At 49.2% G+C, this 19,128-nt stretch carries 10 protein-coding genes; 1 reads left to right on the top strand and 9 read right to left on the bottom strand.

The window, feature by feature from the left end; genetic code table 11:
• Nucleotides 1-6: 6 nt before the first annotated feature.
• From CHI14_RS01460 to CHI14_RS01420, 9 genes are all read right to left on the bottom strand, one after another.
• On the bottom strand, nt 7-3,015 hold the full coding sequence (locus CHI14_RS01460; RefSeq protein WP_095286630.1) for a glycoside hydrolase family 2 protein: 3,009 nt from the start codon (nt 3,013-3,015) through the stop codon (nt 7-9).
• Nucleotides 3,016-3,043: 28 nt separating this feature from the next.
• The gene (locus CHI14_RS01455) at nt 3,044-6,085 is read right to left on the bottom strand and encodes a family 78 glycoside hydrolase catalytic domain (RefSeq protein WP_095286629.1); all 3,042 of its coding nucleotides are present in this window, start codon (nt 6,083-6,085) and stop codon (nt 3,044-3,046) included.
• A gap of 104 nt (nt 6,086-6,189) precedes the next feature.
• On the bottom strand, nt 6,190-7,938 hold the full coding sequence (locus tag CHI14_RS01450; RefSeq protein WP_095286628.1) for an extracellular solute-binding protein: 1,749 nt from the start codon (nt 7,936-7,938) through the stop codon (nt 6,190-6,192).
• An 81-nt stretch (nt 7,939-8,019) separates the two neighbouring features.
• Nucleotides 8,020-8,940, bottom strand: a complete 921-nt coding sequence (locus CHI14_RS01445; protein ID WP_227779495.1) for a carbohydrate ABC transporter permease — start codon at nt 8,938-8,940, stop codon at nt 8,020-8,022.
• A 26-nt stretch (nt 8,941-8,966) separates the two neighbouring features.
• Entirely contained in the window at nt 8,967-9,908 is a 942-nt protein-coding gene (locus CHI14_RS01440; RefSeq protein WP_095286627.1) for an ABC transporter permease, read from the bottom strand.
• A 37-nt stretch (nt 9,909-9,945) separates the two neighbouring features.
• Nucleotides 9,946-10,137 carry a hypothetical protein gene (locus CHI14_RS01435; protein WP_170947975.1) on the bottom strand — a complete coding sequence of 64 codons (192 nt, stop codon included), beginning with the start codon at nt 10,135-10,137 and terminating at the stop codon, nt 9,946-9,948.
• A gap of 50 nt (nt 10,138-10,187) precedes the next feature.
• Nucleotides 10,188-12,011: a cache domain-containing sensor histidine kinase gene (locus tag CHI14_RS01430; protein ID WP_095286625.1), complete on the bottom strand. Its 1,824-nt coding sequence runs from the start codon at nt 12,009-12,011 to the stop codon at nt 10,188-10,190.
• Nucleotides 12,011-13,630, bottom strand: a complete 1,620-nt coding sequence (locus tag CHI14_RS01425; protein WP_095286624.1) for a response regulator — start codon at nt 13,628-13,630, stop codon at nt 12,011-12,013. Before CHI14_RS01425 ends, CHI14_RS01430 begins: the two co-directional genes overlap by 1 nt.
• A gap of 3 nt (nt 13,631-13,633) precedes the next feature.
• The gene (locus CHI14_RS01420; protein WP_095286623.1) at nt 13,634-15,028 is read right to left on the bottom strand and encodes a glycoside hydrolase family 140 protein; all 1,395 of its coding nucleotides are present in this window, start codon (nt 15,026-15,028) and stop codon (nt 13,634-13,636) included.
• Nucleotides 15,029-15,308: 280 nt separating this feature from the next.
• Here CHI14_RS01420 and CHI14_RS01415 point away from each other — a divergent pair, with 280 nt between their 5' ends.
• Complete coding sequence (locus CHI14_RS01415) at nt 15,309-18,926, top strand: chitobiase/beta-hexosaminidase C-terminal domain-containing protein (protein WP_095286622.1); 3,618 nt, start codon at nt 15,309-15,311, stop codon at nt 18,924-18,926.
• The last annotated feature ends 202 nt before the right edge of the window (nt 18,927-19,128 follow it).

The raw sequence follows: 19,128 nt of genomic DNA, 5'->3' as shown, positions 1-19,128 counted from the left end.
TGTTATTCAATCCACATTTCCGCCTTGGATGCGGCTCACTTCTGAACAACTCCCCTGCACCTCGGGTGCGTTCCAGGCGCTTACAGTCATCCCGGATAGCAGAACCTCGGATCCTGCTTCAAACGGAATACGTCTCTCTTCTCCTGGCAATATTCCAAAATCGTTATCCTCCAGATAACAGCTCCAATCATCAGGAAAATGGTGAATGATGACCCGAATTGCCGGCACACTCCCGATATTGCGAATGGTAATAATACCGCCCTTATCTTGCCGATCAATAGACCATTCAAGCACGGTAGAGGGAAGTTCACGCAGCGGTGCAGCAGGGAGATCAGCGTATAATGAAAACGCCTGCCTGGCTTGATCCCCCGGATACTCGTTTGCTTCATGCTGATGTTCTCTCTCGAACGCCAGCAGCTCTGCTGTCTTCGGCTGGGCATTGAACCAATACCACTGATCGGAGATGAGAGCTCCGCTGCTCGCATAGAGCATGATGGCTATCAGGAACGGCTGAATCGCTTCTTTTTCCGGCAAGTTTACTCCCAGCTGATCGATGCAGGCTGCCAGCCCTGGCTTCACATTCAACGCAGGGTACTTCCAAGTCATCACCTCGGTTAATTGGCTGTTATACATCAAGACTTGAACGTACGCATTGTTAAGAGATTCACGTGAATCGTTCACCACATGCAATTCTGCGTGGAATCGTTCACCTGGCTCCCAGGTATTCAGCTTGGGGCTGGTGATAAAGGCATTTTGCGGACGTGAAGCTTGCTTGGCGCGATAATAAGACAACTTGGCTGTCCCGTAGTAATCGACCACTGCCCACGAATGTCCTGGAAAACAATCCGAGAATTTGTAATACCAGAAACCACTCTTGTCTCTCCCTGTTCCCGCTCGCTGTATATCAGCAGTCCAACGAATGGCATCGCCTTGAGCGGTTTGGGAATACGTGATGTAATCCTGCCAGTTTCGGATCGGTCCGTAGGCTGCGTATCGCATGACTTTAATAACATCCTTCAGGCCGAACTGGTGAAAATGTGACTTCCAGCCCCTGCTTTCTTCGGTGGGGGGAAACAACTCGAGCGCTTCCTCTGGCATATAGCGGAGACAGCTTGAAACGTTCGTCTGGCTTGGAATGCCGAATTCGCCATAGAATTTCGAAGGCATCGCCAGAATTGCCTCATCCAACGGTTCACCGCCATGGTAGACGTTCCAGTTGTGTGCGCTGCCACCCCATGGATCGGTTCGATGGAATGGACGGGATGGATCAAACTCACGACATCTTTTTCCGACCAAAAAGAGACCTTCATCTGCACCGCCATGCTTGCCATTTTCGTTACCTCCGCCCCACATGACCAATGAAGGATGATTTCTCAGTCTTTTTACCGAAAGTACGGTCTGACGGTCGAGTACACCGAGATCCGTCAGGGGAGAATCGGGCGGACCCCAGCAGAGTGGGAATTCCTGATAGACCATAATGCCTTTTTCGTCACACAACTTGTAAAATTCATCATCTTCCACCAATCCACCGCCCCATGCCCGGAGCATTTGCACATTTCCGCGACGGGCCAGCTCCAGAAGCCGTTCATACTGTCCCTTCTGCTGTGTCAGCATGACATCAGGCCAGCACCAATTGGCCCCTTTAATGAACATGGGTTCTCCATTGATAACAAATTGCCAGCGGTATTCGGTTTCCGGCGTTGTACCCGGCATGGGACGCATCTCAACCGTTCGGATGCCAAACGAAGTGCGGACTTCGCCCACCTTAATGAGATCTGGTACTGGGTTGCTCGCAGAGGCAGATTCAGTGTCCTGTAGAAATTCAGTTGTAGAGGTTCCTTGCAGCACGAGCTCATACAGCGGATGTTCGCCGTAACCTGAAGGCCACCACACTTCCGGATTGGCCAGCCTAATCACGGTACTAAATTTGCTCCGACCATATGGCACCTCGATAGAAAAGGTAAAGTGAGCATCCTTTTCCCTATCCCCATTGGTATTTGAGTCAAAAGAATCCATATCCCTCTTCGATTGTTTCATCCTAATCAATCCCTCGATCGTTAATTGGGACCGATTGGTAAGATGGCTCTCCACTGTAAACTCCAATTGAAGCAGAGCTTGAGCGGAGGTACAAGACAGCGTTGCAATATAAGGATCAAGCAAAGCAATATCCGGCTGAGCCACAATCCTCACATCCTTCCAGATGCCGAGTGAGATGAGGTGCCCATAATGCCAGCCAAAACCTGGACTTGGCTTCATCAGACCATTCCAGCTTTGAGGTCCAGGATCGATTCGGACAACAAGCACATTGGATTCATTCCATTGAACCAGTTCTGTGATGTCGTGAACTGGGCCACCGAACATCCCTTGATGGTGCCCCAGTGATGAACCATTGATAAAGACCGTGCCCGAATAGTCAATACCATCGAACTCCAGGGTAAGCCTTCTTCCTTGCCACTCATTCGGCAGCTCGAACCTTACAGCGAACCACCATTCCTTGCATTCCACACGTGTCCTGCGGAACCAGACTGGGGTTTCTTCCGGTGTGCCATGCTGCTCCAGTTCATCAATGGTATTGGTGTTCCAGTGGGGATCGTCCATCAGCTCCAGATCGATCAGTGCTCTCTGCACCGTTGTGGGTACGCTAATCACAAGCCAATCCTCTCGATTATGATCGGGATCGTACCAACGTTCCTGCATGCCTTCGCTGGCCCGGGCTTTTCGCCCAAACCAACCGGTTGCAGGCGCCGGATCTCCAGCATCGGCCGGATCGCCTCCCTTCATTCGCCAAACGCCGGACAACAGCAATGTATCCTTGGTCAAGGATTGGTTATCTGAATCACCATGCCGAATTTCTAGTGAATTCTGCCCTTCATTCGTTATGTAACGGGCAGGAATACGGCTCTCCATCTCCACCCACGCGTCCCCATGCAGCGAGGATCGAGAATACGCTTCGTCTTGAACTTCATCCAGATATCGCTTGTCTGTTACCGGATGATAATATGAGATATGCTTCATGAACCTAAACCTCCGCTCTTAAACGAATTCATAATGTTTTGTGTATAAGCACTGGCCGAAATCCTTCAGGAGCCTCCATCACAATCGTAATTTCTTTCGGCGCACATACCTCCATTTGAAATACAAACTCTCCTTCTTCTTCACGAATCTGCCATGCTACATCAACTCTTCCGTCACCGGGAAGCGGCACGGCCCCTTTTGCCCATTGCAAATCACCAGGCTGCGGAGCAACACGAATTTGTGTCCAACCGTCTGCAATGGGGCGAACCCCGAGTACGGATGCGCCCAAAAAGTACCCCGGTGCTGCCGACCAGGCGTGACAATGACTGCGTGTCAAATCTTTGGGATTCGCCCGATTCTCCGTAAATCCCGGGTACATTTCCCAGCAGGTGGTTGCTTCGTGTTTCACCATTTCGCCGAATTTCTTCCTCATGTCCTGCAGCATATAATCCGTCTCACCGCTCATCACCAACGCTTCATAATAGAAGAACGTCATAAATGGACTACCGATAGCCACAAAATTCTCAGGCGGCAAGGTTAAATAGGAAATAAGCTTTTCCCTGCGTTCCCCTGTTGCTATTCCGGTAACCAGTGCCATCACCTGGGTCTGCATGCTAAAGATGCTTGAACAAGCACCATTCGCATGGATGCAGTCCACATAAGCCTGATGCTCTTCGCTCCATAAATGGCTATTTATCGCGCGGGTTAAACCTTCGGATGCGGAAAAGTAGGATAGACTCTCTTCTGTGCAGCCTGCCATTTCGGACAATTGGGCCGCATCTGCCAGCGTGCGCGCAAATATCGTATTTTGATGCGTGACCGTCCCGTCGTTGGGCTGCTCCATCGGTGCCCAGTCCAGCAGATTCCAGGCTTTAATGGTAAAGAGTCCTTTGGCATCGATATGCTGCAAATAATGATCCAGCGTGAACTTCACTTTGGGCCAGATCGTCGCTGCAAATTCCCTGCTCCCGGTATAGCGGGCATATTCGAGGCAAGCGGTGACCCAGAAAAAGGTCCAGTTTGGAATCACACTGCTCCAGCCGCTGGGCACCTGATTCACATAGAGCGGCGTTTGGCGGCTTGATCCTGGAACGAGCTGCAGACAATGTCTTACGATATCGGTTGCACCGAACACATAATAGTTGACAAGCGCTTCATTGCGGCTGTCGCCAACCCAGAAAACCTGTTCATAAGTGGGGCAATCTACAAAAGTATCCTCCATGCACAGCCGTGTGGTATGCTTGCTGATCTCCCAGATGTCATTCAAAAGAGAATCGGAGCAATGGAATCGACCAATCTCTGCCACTGGATAATTGCTCTGCGCAAGGGTAACACCAAACAGCCGCACGGGTCTCGTATTCCCGTGTATGGTAAGCATCAGATACCGCAGCCCTCTCCTTACTGGAGATTCATAGCTTTGTCTTCCTTCACGGCAAACGTAACGCAGCGTATTATCAACGCCAAAGGTATCCTGACGCCACCTACCCTCCATATACTCAAAACCGTACGCATCAATAATGGTGCCTTCCGAAGCATCCACTTCGAATCGAAGGTAACCGGACCATTCACGGCCAAAGTCCAGAATCAGCTCGGTACTTCTCCCGGCAGAGCTTGTCGGCACGATGGCAGGCTGTCGATTGGCGAAGCATACTTGCTGCAAATCCGCAGGAACGGGACGTGCTTGCTCCTGACTCTTCCAGATGCTGGACGTAAAGATTGAAGCATCCGAGCTGAGTCTCTCGGGAAACGGCTTTATCCAGGCCCGGTATGGAGCAAGTTCAGAGACGGAGGCCAAATTTCGGCATCGCAGGTATACTTCTGCATCCGGGAAGGCCTTTCCATCCAAAGATTGGTTACCGCCAAATCCCTGATATGCCCGGATGGGATCATGATCCGGCTGATGGTCGATATGCACGAGAGTCGCAAATGGACCTATCAAGGCAAAGGGTGTTTTGCTCGCTTGTAATTCATCAAAAGGCGGTACAACTGTAAAAGGAACGTCGCAGTCGATTCCAAGGTGCAGCCCGCCGCCATGATCCGGTCCAGCCAGCTCGACCAGCAGCAGATTGTCTCCTGGCTGCAGTGTAACACGCTGAATTCTACGTGGATGTTCCCCGCTCATCGCTGTCGCTGGATAATGTGTACCGTTGAGCGTTATGCCACGCAGCGCATGAAAAGCACTGAAAAATCCAATAGCAGCTTCAGCTTCACCACTTGCCCGAATAACTGCTGCAGCATATCCGGCAAAGGATACGGGATTGGCATGCATCCTGCTCCCCGGGTCCATCGCTTCTCGCACATCCAGCACATGGGTCCAGGATACGAGAGACACTTCTTTGACTGATTCCACTCGAATAGGCCATACTTCTTGCTCAGTCAGTTCGGTTATGTCACTCGGAATCAAGTTCTCCCAAGGCGCAATGCCTGGTGTGCCAATGATCCGTGCAGCAGTCCAGCCATCATCCTCAGGATAAGACAACGCTTCTGCTCCAACCCAGCCTTCGTCCCAGCGGGATGCATCCACTTGTTCAGCAAAGCCAAGCTGACAGGACATGCGTGCTGACCGACGTTCATAACCGGCATGAAGTGCCGTCTGCCAGGATTCATCCGAACCCAGGATAAACTCTCTTCGCGGCAGAATACCGTCCGAGGCACGGTGTACCGATTCCAGTTGAGCGAGAAGTCCTCCCCTGCCCGGCAGATACGTGAACGTAGCCACGCCATAGCTAATTACCAGAACTGCGAGAACATTACGCCCTGTCCGAAGCAGATGGCCAACTTCATGCACATGGAAGTTCAGTTCAAAAGGCCAGGAGCGATTAGGTCCTCTGCCACACAACACACCGTTGACATATAAGACATATCTGGCATCAGCCGTAATGGTTACCTCAGCGCTTCCATACTCCCATTCCTGCAATTCGAATTCCCGCCGAAAACAACGCCATTCATTACGCGGCCAATCCTTGCCTTCTCCCCAGATCCATGAAGCTCGCCATGTGAATGCCTCTTCAGCGGTGACTTTTATTGCTGCTGGCAGGTCACTCCCGCCAGTTGATAAAATGTGGTCCATATCTGCATCAACTCCTGTCAATCCGAATGTTCAAAAGAAAAAGGAGCTAAAACTTCACAGCTCTAGCTCCCCACTCTGCCGTCTACCGTTACACCCAAGTCTTATTACAGCCCATGAGCTTGACGAAGCCGCTGAACTTCAGCGTTATACCAGGCAGAAAACTCATCTGCGCCAGCTTTTTTGAATGCCGCAAGTGCAGCTTGTTTGTTCGCTTCGAATGCCTGATCGTCCTTGGAAAGAATGATTTTGGCGGCCTCGCGTGCTGCCAACTCTTTGAGCTCTGACTCCTGTTTCTTCAGTTTGTCATCCAAGGTTACGCCTGGAACGGTATTGCGCTGCACAATCTCTTCGTCCGACATGCCGTTCATCCAGGTGGTAAACGTGTTCAATTTGCCTTCATCAATCATCTGTTTGAACACCTCTCCCGAGTAAGAAGCGCCATAGTATTCGGCAAAGTCCTTTTCAAGCGGTGTGGCCGCTTTGGATAACGCTTCCTCTGAAGTAAAGAGGTCGACCGGCATCTTGTCATTCGGATTGATCATGTTGCCACCGAGTCCAATGATATTGCGGTCCAGCGACAGTCCGCTTGCTTCATACGGTGCACCGCCTGCTGCTTTGAGAGAGAGTGTTTCGTCTGTAAGTGTCGGTTTGCCGTCCACGGTCTTCCAGTGCTTGCCTTCCACACCGTTATACATGGTTCGTGCTCCCTCATAAGAGTAAATATAATTCAGGAATTCCATTGCTTTTTCAGGATTTTTGGACGTTTTCGAAATACTATAGGCTTTATCCTGCCATCCAAGCGGATTGACTGCTCCCGTCCATGCAAGTTTGCCGGCAGGTACAACCAGATATCCCTTGCCCTCGCTTGCATGCTGTGCATTGAAATCACCCATCGCCCAAGTGGCTGGACCAACAACGATCTGTCCTGCAGTTGCTTTTGCCATATAGTCATTGTTTTTCATCGTAAGGGAATCCGGATCAAGCAAGCCTCTGCGTTGGGCCTTGTTATAGAAATTCAGTGCTGTCCAAAAATTGGAGGACTCGTCGCTCAAATTGCTGATGAACTCGCTGCCGCCAACTTGGGATGCTGTCAGGTCGCTTGTAGCGCTTACACTTTCAGTGAAGATGACGGGTGGAATGGTATAAGGCCAGAGCCCCCAATCCTGCCACATGGACACGCCGTAAACTTTTTTCCCGTCTTCGGTCTGTGGATGCTTCTCCACAATTTTTGCTACAACGTCCAGCAGGTCATCCATAGTAGCCATTTCCGGTGCACCGATCTCCTTATACCAGTCCCATCGTATCGTTGGTCCGATCGTTATGGGTGCAATGGACGTACCTGGTTTGGATTGTACTTGCGGAGGCAGAAAATACAGTTTGCCTGTACCGTTACTCCAGTTCTGTTTGCTGTATTCAACCACAGTTCCGATGTTCGCCGTAATATCTTTGCCTGATGTGGCTAGCAACTCGTCAAGTGGAACAATGAGATCCCCCTCAATTAGCTGCTTCTGGTATTTGTTCACATCCGTACGCACCAGGTCAGGCAGATCGCCACCAGCCAGCAATACATTGAATTTATTCTCGTCTGCTTCAACGTATTCAATCTTGACACCGATCTTCTCCGCAATAGCCTGTGCCACCTCGTTATTCTGTTGTGTATTCCATTTGGAGCCAGTTTCCATTATGAGTACCCGAAGTGTCACGAGGCCTTTTTCCGAGCCGGTGTCTGATGAACCCGCTCCCCCCGTATCCGTCTGGCCTGTTCCCGAGCCGCCACCTGTACAGGCTGCCAGCAGCATAGACGTCATGATAAACAGTGCCATTACACGGCGAAACGATTTTTTAGTTCTCATGTCATAACCCCTCCTGTTTATTCTTCTATGATTATCGGCAGATGCCGGATAATCCGGTTTGATTGCAGATTCATTTAAACCTCAACCCTTCACGGCACCCATCATGATACCTTTGACGAAGTAACGCTGCAGCATCGGGTACACCAGGACGATGGGTAGCGTGACGAGCATCGTAATCGTCATGCGAATGGACTGTGGTGTCAGTGATCGGACAACGTCCCCACGGGTCAGTTCTTCGGTCGTCATATTGGACAGATTGCTCGACTGATTCAAGAAATTGTACAGCACGAGCTGCAGCGTTTGCAGCTTCGGATTTTCCACCAGAAAGAAGTTGTCGAACCAGGTATTCCACTGACCAACGGCTGAGAACACCGCAATGGTGGCTATGATAGGCATCGACAGCGGAAAAATAATGCTGCGATAGATTCTGAAGTACCCTGCCCCGTCGATCTTGGCCGATTCCTCCAGTGATGCGGGCAGCTGTTCAATGAACGTTTTGATCAAAATAATATTAAATCCAGACATCGCACTTGGGATAATGTATAACAAGAAATTGTTTTGCAAGCCGTAAGTTTTCATGGTCAGATACCACGGAATAAAGCCAGCATTGAAGTACATGGTGATCAGAACGAAACGGTAAATGATTTTGCGGTACGGCATCTCTTCCTTGGTAATGAGGTAGGCAAAGAATGAACAGCTGAAAACCGTAATCAGTGTACCCAGCACCGTACGTGAGACACTTACAATGGCTGCGTCAAGGATGCCTGGCAGCTGAACTGTCGCTCTGTATGCTTCAAGAGAGAAGCCAGCTGGCCAGAGGTAAACCCCTTTTTGAACCTCAATGGGATCACTGATGGAATAGATGAGGATATAATAAAACGGATATATGGTGATGATGACAAGCAGTGACAGCATGATGTAATTAAACAGGGTGAACGTCAGATCTTTCCAATCCGTGTGGCGTACCGGACGAAGCATCTGTCCTGCGGGTTGTGTACGCATCTCTGTATGTCTCCTTTCCCTGCGTGTCAGACAATGCCTTGACCGCGAACTTTCTTGGATAGAATGTTAACACTGAAGAGCAGCAGGACACTGATGACGGTTTTGAAAATGCCCACTGCTGTGGAGTACGAGTAATCTCCGGTCACAAGGCCGAGCCGATATACATAAAGGTCAAGCACTTCAATTCGGTCTGCTATCATGACATTGCTAAATACGAGATATTGCTCGAATCCCGCAGAGAGCAGGTTACTGACCGAGAGCAGCAAGAGTACAATAAAGGTCGGCATAATGCTCGGCAGCGTAATATGCCAAATGGTGCGCATGCGTCCCGCGCCATCCACCTTCGCTGCATCATACTGCTCGCTGTCGATGCCGACGATGGCGGCCAGATAGATAATGGCGCTCCATCCTGCAGATTTCCACAGCAGCAGCAACGTTTGTACCGTCCAGACACGGTCATAATTGCCCAGGATATCAACTGGGGGACTGCCAATACCCGTTTTTAACATGATGGAATTGACGGCCCCTTCCGTGCTGAACATGCTGAATGCTAGAGAGAATACGATAATCCAGCTGATATAATTCGGAAGTGTGGACACGGTCTGCACCAGCCGTTTGAACCAGCCGGAACGAACCTCCGAAATCAGGATGGCAAGCAGCATCGGTATGGGGGCTGTTGCAATGGACAACAGGCTCAGTGCCAGCGTATTGGCCAGTACGGGACCCATCCGCGGATCATCGAACATATTGCGGAAATTTTCCAGTCCCAAAAACGGGGTTTGTTGAAGCGGAATGCCTGGTTTGTAATCAAAGAATGCATAGATCCATCCGAATAAAGGGACATAACTGAAGGCCAGCGTAAACAGGACGAACGGTGTGGCTAGTAGCAGGAGGTGTATGCCGTCCTTGCGGTTCAACTTGCCAGCTCTTTGCTTCACAGAGCTGTTCAGGGTCTCGGTACGTTGCATATGAATTTCTCCTTTGTGCGTTTGCTTTCGTTTGGGCTTATTCATATGGTAACGCTTTCTTTTCTTTGTTTGAATGAAGAATCCCTTGATCTGCTTGAAAAAAACAATGCTGCCTCACCAGCTCACTTGAACAATTCCAGGCTTTTGCTTGAACAAATTCCACCACCACATTATAAAAAAACGCCCTCATGGGCTGCCTTCCGGCCAAGCTCACGAGAGCATCGATCATTTTGCGTTTGAATGTTGCTGTACCATCATATCCAGACATAAGCTCCTGTTTTACAGTCGGTGAACCGGCAATGTAACGATCGCCTTGGCCCCCTGCTCAGCAGGAACGAAGTGAATGCCGAAGTCCCGACCATAATATAATCGAATCCGTTTATTGACGTTATTAAGCCCGATTCCACTTCCGCCAACGGTGGATTTGGGTGATTCACCGCTTGCCAGCTTTTCGTTGAGTGCATTGATGCTCTCCCTATCCATGCCAATGCCGGAATCTGTGATGCATAACATCAGACATTCATGGTCGCCAGAGACACTGATCCTGATCTGGATGGCAAAGTCATCACTCTGTCTGCCTGATGCAATGGAATTCTCCAGCAGCGGCTGCAGAATAAAGCGGGGAACCTGACAATCCATCCACTGCTCATCCACGTCTATCGTGAACGTAATGTTATTGTTGAATCGCATGTTGATGATTTTCAAATAGTTGTCCACATACGACAGCTCGTCACGCAAGGAACACATCGAATCTTTACTGGAGAATACAGGACGCAGAATATTGCCGAGAGCCACAATCGTATTAACAATGTTGTCAGCCTTCACGATAACAGCCATCCAGCGGATCATATTCAGCGTGTTATACAAGAAATGGGGATTAATCTGATATTGCAATGCCTCCAGCTCAAGCTCCCTCTTCTTCTCTTGAATCTCATTGTTTTTATCCACCAGCTCAACCATGCTGAGCGACATCTCGTTAAAGCGGCGGATAACCGTGCCCAGCTCATTATTCGGAACATGATCCACGGTGACCCCAAGTTCACCGCGGCTCATATCTTTCATTTTGCCGGACAATTGGTTCAGTGGTTTGATGATTTTGCGCAACCAGAAGTATGAGGCGATAAATATGGCGAGCACGCTAATCGAGAATACCAGTACCAGCATTCGTTGAACACCCAGGATCTGATCGGCATACTGGCTGAGCGGAATTTCCTTCAGGAGATACCAGCCGCCGTCATGGAGTTTGTAATATACAACCTGCATGCTGCGTCCACCTTTTTCGTCATCCAAACTTCCGTAAGCTCCGTCCGCCAGCTCCACACCGGGTTTCAAGTGACTCTGCGTACCTACCCGATCCGCCTCACTGGCCGATAAAACCGTTCCCTCAGCGTTCGCGATATACATGTCTCCTTCTTCGCTGTTCAGCGCCGTAGAGTAGATGGATGACAGATAGCGTTCATCAATATTGATGATCAGTGTGGCACTTGTTGTTGGATCATAGATTGCACGAGTTCCTCGCATCAGACTGATTAGATAGCCGTCATCTTTGCCGGTGAGATAAGGGTTGTAGAACGATTTTTTGATCCCGGAATGGATAATCAGCTGAGGATACTGTTCAAGCGTCTGAAGGAAGGGTTCGGAGGTGAAGAAACTCTTCTGCCATGCATCCCGATCGTAAACGAGTGTCCGCTTCTGGCTTCCTCCAACCGCTCCCAGGTTGTTCGCCGTAATATAGATGGAATCGATATAATTGTAGTTGTCAATAAAATCGGCAATGACGCGCTGCACATCGTTTTTGGATTCGAGGAATTCCTCTTCCGTTTTCTCCGAAATTTTGTACAAAAAGCGCTGAATGTGTTCATCTCGCAAGAAAAGCATGGATAACCGATCAATCTCCTTCACCAGTCCGCCGATATTATGGTCAAGCTGCTGAAACTGCTGGTAGAGCAGCCGTTCATTTTGAATCTTGATCATGTTTTGCATAAAGGAATAAATAAAATAAGAAGCCCCAGCCAGTACGGCGAGGCTGATGACCATAATATAGAGAATTAGCTGGGTTCTCAGCTGTCTGGAATCAAAAAGCGATTGGAGGGATTTCTTCATTAGGGCACCCTCTTGTCTTTGTTCGTCGTTTGTCTGCGATATTCATTCGGATTAAGACCGGTGATTTTTTTGAAAACCTTGCTGAAATACGTGTACTCCGGCGAAAATCCGACCAATGCCGGCACATCGGAAGAACGCAGCTGACTTTGGGCAAGCAGCTCCTTTGCCCGTTCAATTCGGTATCGGTTTACATAATCGATATACGTAATCTGCAGCTCTCGGCGGAACAGGTTACTAAGGTATCCCGGGCTTAATCCAACATGATCTGCAACCATTTGAAGACTAATGTTCTCCGTGTAATGTCGCTTGACGTACTCAATGGCCCGGGTGATTTCATCGCTCATTTGTAAGCGTTTGCTAATCAAGTCAACCAACGTATCCATATATACGAGTACCTGGTCGAGCATATCTGGCATCGTGTCACAGGTCTCCAGATTCTCAGTCATGCTGAGCAGCAGCGTTTTTTCGTTGTTATGATCATATACATGCGTATTGACCCACTGCACGAACTGGTAGATGGTGATCTCCATGGATTTTCGCTCCTGGTTCATGCCACGTTCCATCTCATCCAGCCACTCATCATATTCTTTCTCTTTGAGTTTCGGCAGCAATTCCCGAATGGATGTGTGATTTCGAATCTGTTCAAGCCTGGCAAGCACACCAGTATAGTCAGCCCGCCCGGTTCCTTGATGCTGCTGTCCGGAGCCTGTGATGAATTTGCGCTGCAATGCCCGTTGTGCTTCGGCGTATTGTCTGGGGAGGGAATCATACCCTCCGTTGACACTGCTGATCCCAAATGAAACGGTACTGTTAAAATAATGGCGAATGGTATCCTGAATATGTTCGAGCAGTTGACGAATTTCCTGCACGATGGCTTGTTCGGACAGCAGATCAGCAAAATGCAGTACAAGTGCGTAGTGCCGGTCGTTGATCTGAACTGCTTCTCCTCGTTTGTAACCGGACATAATCTCGCTTAATATGTTTAACAGCGACATCTTGACCAGATGACCATGCTCATCCCGGAAACGTTCCTTGAGCGAAACATACCGGTCCACTTCCATCACGCAAACGACCAAGCGAACAGGCGAGAGCCGAAGGCCGCTGTCTGTAATGAAACTGGCGAATTCTTCGGATGAAAAAATACGATAAAACATAAAATCCTTAAACATCTTTTCCTTCACAAGCTCCATATCCGGGGATGCTGCAGCTGCTCTGGCTTGAACATGCGTTGAGTTATGCTGCTGATCCAGCTCTTCCCTGACCCCGGTCAACACTTGCTCAATCTCTTCTTCCGTCATCGTCAGCTTCAGAATATAACTGGATACGTCCAGTGTCAGTGCTTTGCGGGCAAGCTCGAACTCTTCCAAACAAGATAGCACAACGACACGCGTATATTTGTCCTGCTTGCGGATGTTGGAGATCAGCTCCATGCCATCCATTCTCGGCATACTGATATCGGTAATGACCACATCGGGTTTCTCGCGCTCATAATAGTCCCATGCAGATTGGCCATCCGGAAAATCGGCGGACACCTCAAGCCCAAATTTGCTCCATTCGACGGAATTTTTCAGTCCGATGCGAACCAGCATTTCATCCTCGACAATCATTACCTTATACATGCATCAAACCCCTTTCAAAATCAAAATCCAGTCGTTCCCTCTTCCGCTGGTTGGGGCTGTGAAACGTTTAATGCCTTGGTTCGGTATTGTAGAATCTGTAGAAACTTCGGTCGTGCCTCCTGTTCTGGGGCAAAACCATATGGCTTTGACCTGTTTGCCCTCAATATACCCCATGACCACGTCAACATACAAGCCACTGGGCAGATATATGTAAGCGTTATATTTATTCTGTGCAGCAACAGCGTAATTGGCACCTGTACGGTTGAGGTGAATCAGTTGTGAATTGGGTCTCCAATCCGGACCGATCTCCTCTTCAAGCAGAGTACGAGCATGACGCATCTCTTCCGCTCCTGGACGATGCAGTGCTTCACGCCAGGATATGATGAAATAATCACCCATGCTGTTTGATTCAGCCAGATCATCCGTTCCCTGATACATAGACCATATCGAATGATGACCATATGTGTGACCCAGCGCGCCTGAGAATAACGCATAATATGCAGCTCTTCTCACATCGGCTGCATCGAAATAGCCTTGTTCACCCCTGAACCCGACGGGAATATCCTCGTAGCATGGCTCCGCATCCAGCGTCGGTTTAACGGGCACACGTTCATAATCTTGTTGTACACGCCTGTTGTTGGTAATCTCTCGCTCTCCATGTCCAGACTGAATCATATTGAAATCCAGCCAGGACTCATCATGAAGCTGGCGGGAAGATGAATCACAACCGGGCGGATGGAAGGTCATAAGTTGCCGTGCACCACCTTGTTTGAGCCCTTGTGCCATGGACGTGACAATGTCAAAATGACGTTTCGTTTCCAGTGGACGGTCCCCTCCCAGCACCCAAACGATCTGAGGGTTATCAGCATATCTCTCTCCTAGCCATTTCCCGTAAATAAACGCAGTTTCTGGTGTGAATATCTCCGGCCCTTTCCCCCACTTCTTATTAAACTTGTCACCCCAAGTCGGCAGCAGTGCCACATAGAGTCCAAGGCTATCTGCAAGGTCAAGTATGTAATCCACATGATCCCAATAGGAGTAAGTTCCCTCGGTATCCGGTCGGGTTGGATCGGGTTCACCTATTCCACTCATATACAAGGGCAGTCGGCCCTGTGCGTTTTCCGTTGTGACACCACTAAACTCCGCAAGCAGCACGGTCTGAATGACGGTAAAGCACTGTGCTGCCCTTGTACGTAAATACAGCTCGCTCTCTTCCTGGTTCAGGCGATGAAGCAATTCCCAAGCCGTGTCTCCCAGCCAGAAAAAAGGAACACCCTGCGATGTCTCCAGATAACGACCGTTCGCAGCAACCCGAAGGGCAGCTAGATTACGATTTTTATTTTCAAAGTTTAATGGATTGCATCGTTCTCTGTTCGCTTCACTGTTTGACGTATTCATAGCATGTGTCACCTTCCTAACGTTTGTTCTCTTATCAAGAGCATAGAATGCATATTTCGTTTCGTAAAGGCCGTTTCCGAGCAAAATCGTTCAACTGTGCTTTGTTTTGTTCAACCTGAGCGACTTTTTTTCAACTGTTTCAGTGGATAATTCAAATCCGTATTTTATTGAAAACGCTATCATTTTAATTGCCGCAAGCAGATTACCGCACAAAAGGTCTACATGAGATCTTGGCTTCTGCATTCTGCCTTGCGGTATACCACAATAAAGGAGAGCTGAGATGAAAAGTAAATCTGGTTATCGAACCTCAAGGTGGGGGATTTCGCTCCTCATTACCACGATGCTCACTTCGTTTATTCCCGTTTCTCCCCAAGCATATGCAGCTGTTCAGAACCAGAACCCGAGCCAGAGTGAGAACAGCACCAGTACCAGTCATACCATAACAATTGATACAAGTGATGTCATTCAGGATGATTTTCTCGGCGTTGGAGTCAATACCATTCCAACAGCACTCATGCCCGGTCAGACTCAATACGGGTATACGGAAGCCCACTGGGAGGTGGATAGGAAGCGAATACAGACGATTGAACCCAAGGTCGCCAGAGTATGGTTCCAGATTGACTGGATGGAGCCGACCAAAGGTACGTACACATGGGACAGTGCCAAAATGAAAGCTTTTTACAAATATCTAGACGCCTTTAAAACCGCTGGAACGGAAGTCGAATTGAACTTCGGCTGGAAAGTCGGATCGACCGTACACGATTGGTTCCCGATACCGGGAATTGATCCGTGGACAAGTGCACCGGCTGATCTGGATGCTTATGCGGCTTCCGCATCCGCTCTACTTAAGGAATTGATTCAGAACCGAGGATATGACAATGTGAAGTACCTGACGTTTTATAATGAGCCTAACGGAAGTTGGGACTTTGAAGCTCCCGGTGATCAGAAAGCCTATTACGCCGAGATGGTCAATAAAACAAGTGCCAGACTGACTGCGGACGGACTCCGCGATCTGATCGAAATCTGGGGGCCCGAAGAGACAGGCGCTCCTGCCTGGATTGAGTACATGAAAGAGCATGCGGATGACGCCATTGATGGATACAGCTTTCACGTTTATGGAGAATCCTACGATGGACTGGGCAGCGCCTTCGCGCAGCGGAAAGAATACGTGGGGGATAAACCGCTCCATTTAACCGAATTTGGCTGGGCAGACGACAACGCCAGCAACTGGGATGCCGGATATGCAAATTCAGTGATTCAGACAGCCAATATGGGTGTGAAATCCGCTCTGATGTGGCAGTTAAATGGGGTATGGACCAATGATCCTACAGGTGGAACGAACGGTACGTATACGATGTGGGATGCATTGCCCCTGGGGCTGAACCCTCGCAAAACATTCTACATCGCTGGCATGCTGAACCGCTATATTCCTGAGCACAGTAAGGTTTTGGCTGTAGATACGAACGGCTCAACCGATGTTCGCGCAGCAGCGTTCAGAGACAACGATGGCCATTATACCGTACTCGTCGAAGCAAAAGCAGGTACGGAAAAAGAAATTACGCTGGATTTTGGCAGTACTGCGGTAAACAACACGATCCGTAAAATGGTATACAAAAACGATATCCTTCAAGAACCAAATGCGGTCCTTCCTCCTGTAACAGCAACTTTTCCTGGGGGAGCTATGTTAACCGATAGCAATGTGAGCGATGATTACAATGTTATCATTTATACGACCCAGCCTGCAGAGACGCAAGTCAAGCTGGATAACGTAAATCCTACCGTCCGCTCGGGGGATTCCATCACGCTTGGAGCAGAGGTCATTGATAACATCGGAAGTGTGACTTGGAGCGTCGTTGGACAAAACAATGGCACCATTAACAGTACTAGCGGCGTATATCAAGCACCTCAAGTGACAGACGAAACGTTAATTGCAGTTCGTGCAACGAGTACGGCCGATCCGTCGGCATATGGTGTCGTTCTCGTACGCGTCCTGCCTTCGTCACTGGCCGGCAAAGTTGAAGTTCCAACCTTTAGCCTGGACCGTCACGTGTTCCCTAGCTCCGAAGTGCTCTATCTGGAGACAGCGACGAGCGGAGCTCAAATCCGTTATACAACCGACGGCAGCGAACCTACAGCTCAGTCCTCCCTTTACGTGAGACCTATTATTCTGAACGAAGGTTCACTCGCACTCTACAAGGCCAAAGCGTTCAAAACGGGTATGCAGCCTTCGGGCACCGTATCCTCCCTGTATCAAATCGGACAGATCAGCAGTTCACCAGATGGTTACAAACTCTGCATGGTTGAAAATGGCGGCGATTGTTATTTTCAGGGAAAAGCCGTTGTTGCCTACGGCGCAGATGGGTTATTTAATTATTCCATTCAGGAAGATGGTGTGGCCTGCACAAGCGCCATTCTGGGAGATCCCATTCCAGGTGTAAACAAACGCTGCTATGTAAACCCTGAAATTCCGGATGAACTTCCCGTGGTTACTTTCTTCAATGCTGGCTTTGAGAAACCGGCTACCACTTCAGCCCGGCCGGGTCCCTTAACCAACGGATGGGTGTTCGACAGCCGCTCCGGTGTGCAGCACAATAATGGTCCATTTCAGGCCCCTGCCGCGCCTCAAGGGGTACAAACAGGCTATCTGAAAACGGATGGCGGTGTATCGGGCACACTAAGTCAATCCATCCATTTCAAGCCAGGAACATATCAAATGTCATTTGAGGCGGCTAAACGGACCAGCTTTGGGGGCACCCAATCATTTGATGTTTATTTTGATGATCAGGTAATAGGCTCATATCAGCCCGAGTCAGGCAGCTTCGAAACGTTCAGAACAGATGCCTTCGAGACAACAGGTGGAAAACATACGATCAAATTTGTGGCGACTACGACTCAAGGGGACAACACCGCCTTTATCGATGACGTTAGAATTACACTGCCACTTACCACAGAGAACCCCTATATCGGGAATTCAAGCTTTGAGTCACCTGCAGTTACTCATCCGACAGGTGTGGTGACCGGGATTACCGCTGATTGGAGTTTTAATGATCAGTCCGGTATCCTGCGAAATGGCAGCAGCATGACCTCCTTGACTGCACCCGCCGGGCTGCAGGCAGCTTTTGTTCGAAGCCAGGATGGTGTTCAAGGTTCATTTCATCAGTCCGTAACGTTCCCGGCAGGAAGTTACGTCTTAAACCTGAAAGCTGCTGCACAGATTGCTGAGCAAGCTCAGCCCGTGCAAATTCAAGTGGGCGGTCAGACAGTTGGTACCATTGCCCCATCCAGCAGTACATACCAATCCTTCACGACGGATTGGTTTACCGTTGCCGATGGCTCGCATACGATCATCCTTACCGCAACGGGAACAGGCAGCCATGCAACCTTTATCGATCAGATTACCGTAGAGAAAGTTGATGTACCAGATCATGCCGTTTTGCAAAATAACGGTTTTGAACATCCGGCTATTTCATCTCAGAATGGTGTAGCTGTGGGCAGCGGTGAGGGCTGGAGCTTCAAGAACAACGCGGGCAGAATTCGCAATGGCAGCGTGTTTGGCGCCTCTGATGCACCCGAAGGCACACAGGCTGCGTATTTGCAGACCCTAAATGGTAAACAGGGTGAATTCAGCCAACCCCTGATCTTCCCTGCGGGCAGCTATGTCATTCAGTTTCAGACAGCCAAGCGGACCAGCTTTGGCGGACAACAATCCTTTGATGTCTATTTGGATGATCAGTCGATCGGTTCGTTTACACCTGGAAGCGGATCTTACACTGCTTACACCAGCAATTCCTTTCAAATCTCGAAGCCGGGGAAACACCAAATCCGGTTTGTGGCAACTTCAGGTACCGGCGACAATACGGCATTTATCGATGATATCGTGATTACACCGAATCCTTAAAAGGAAAATCAAGCAGAAACGTACCTGTATGATCCTATAAAAAGTGACTGCCCATTAATCTACAACTATATGAAGAGAGGACAGGCAAAAAAGCCTGTCCTCTCTTCATCATTTTCGATCTTATTTTCGATGAAATACAGGAATCGCTGCTTATCGGCCTAAGTGCTGCATCGAGTTCCAGTGAGTTGCCCATACTACCTAC

The organism is Paenibacillus sp. 7516 (assembly GCF_002272715.1).
Taxonomy (GTDB): Bacteria; Bacillota; Bacilli; order Paenibacillales; family Paenibacillaceae; genus Paenibacillus; species Paenibacillus illinoisensis_A.
Note: the sequence above shows the minus strand (reverse complement) of the source record. Positions and strands in the feature narration are given on the sequence as shown.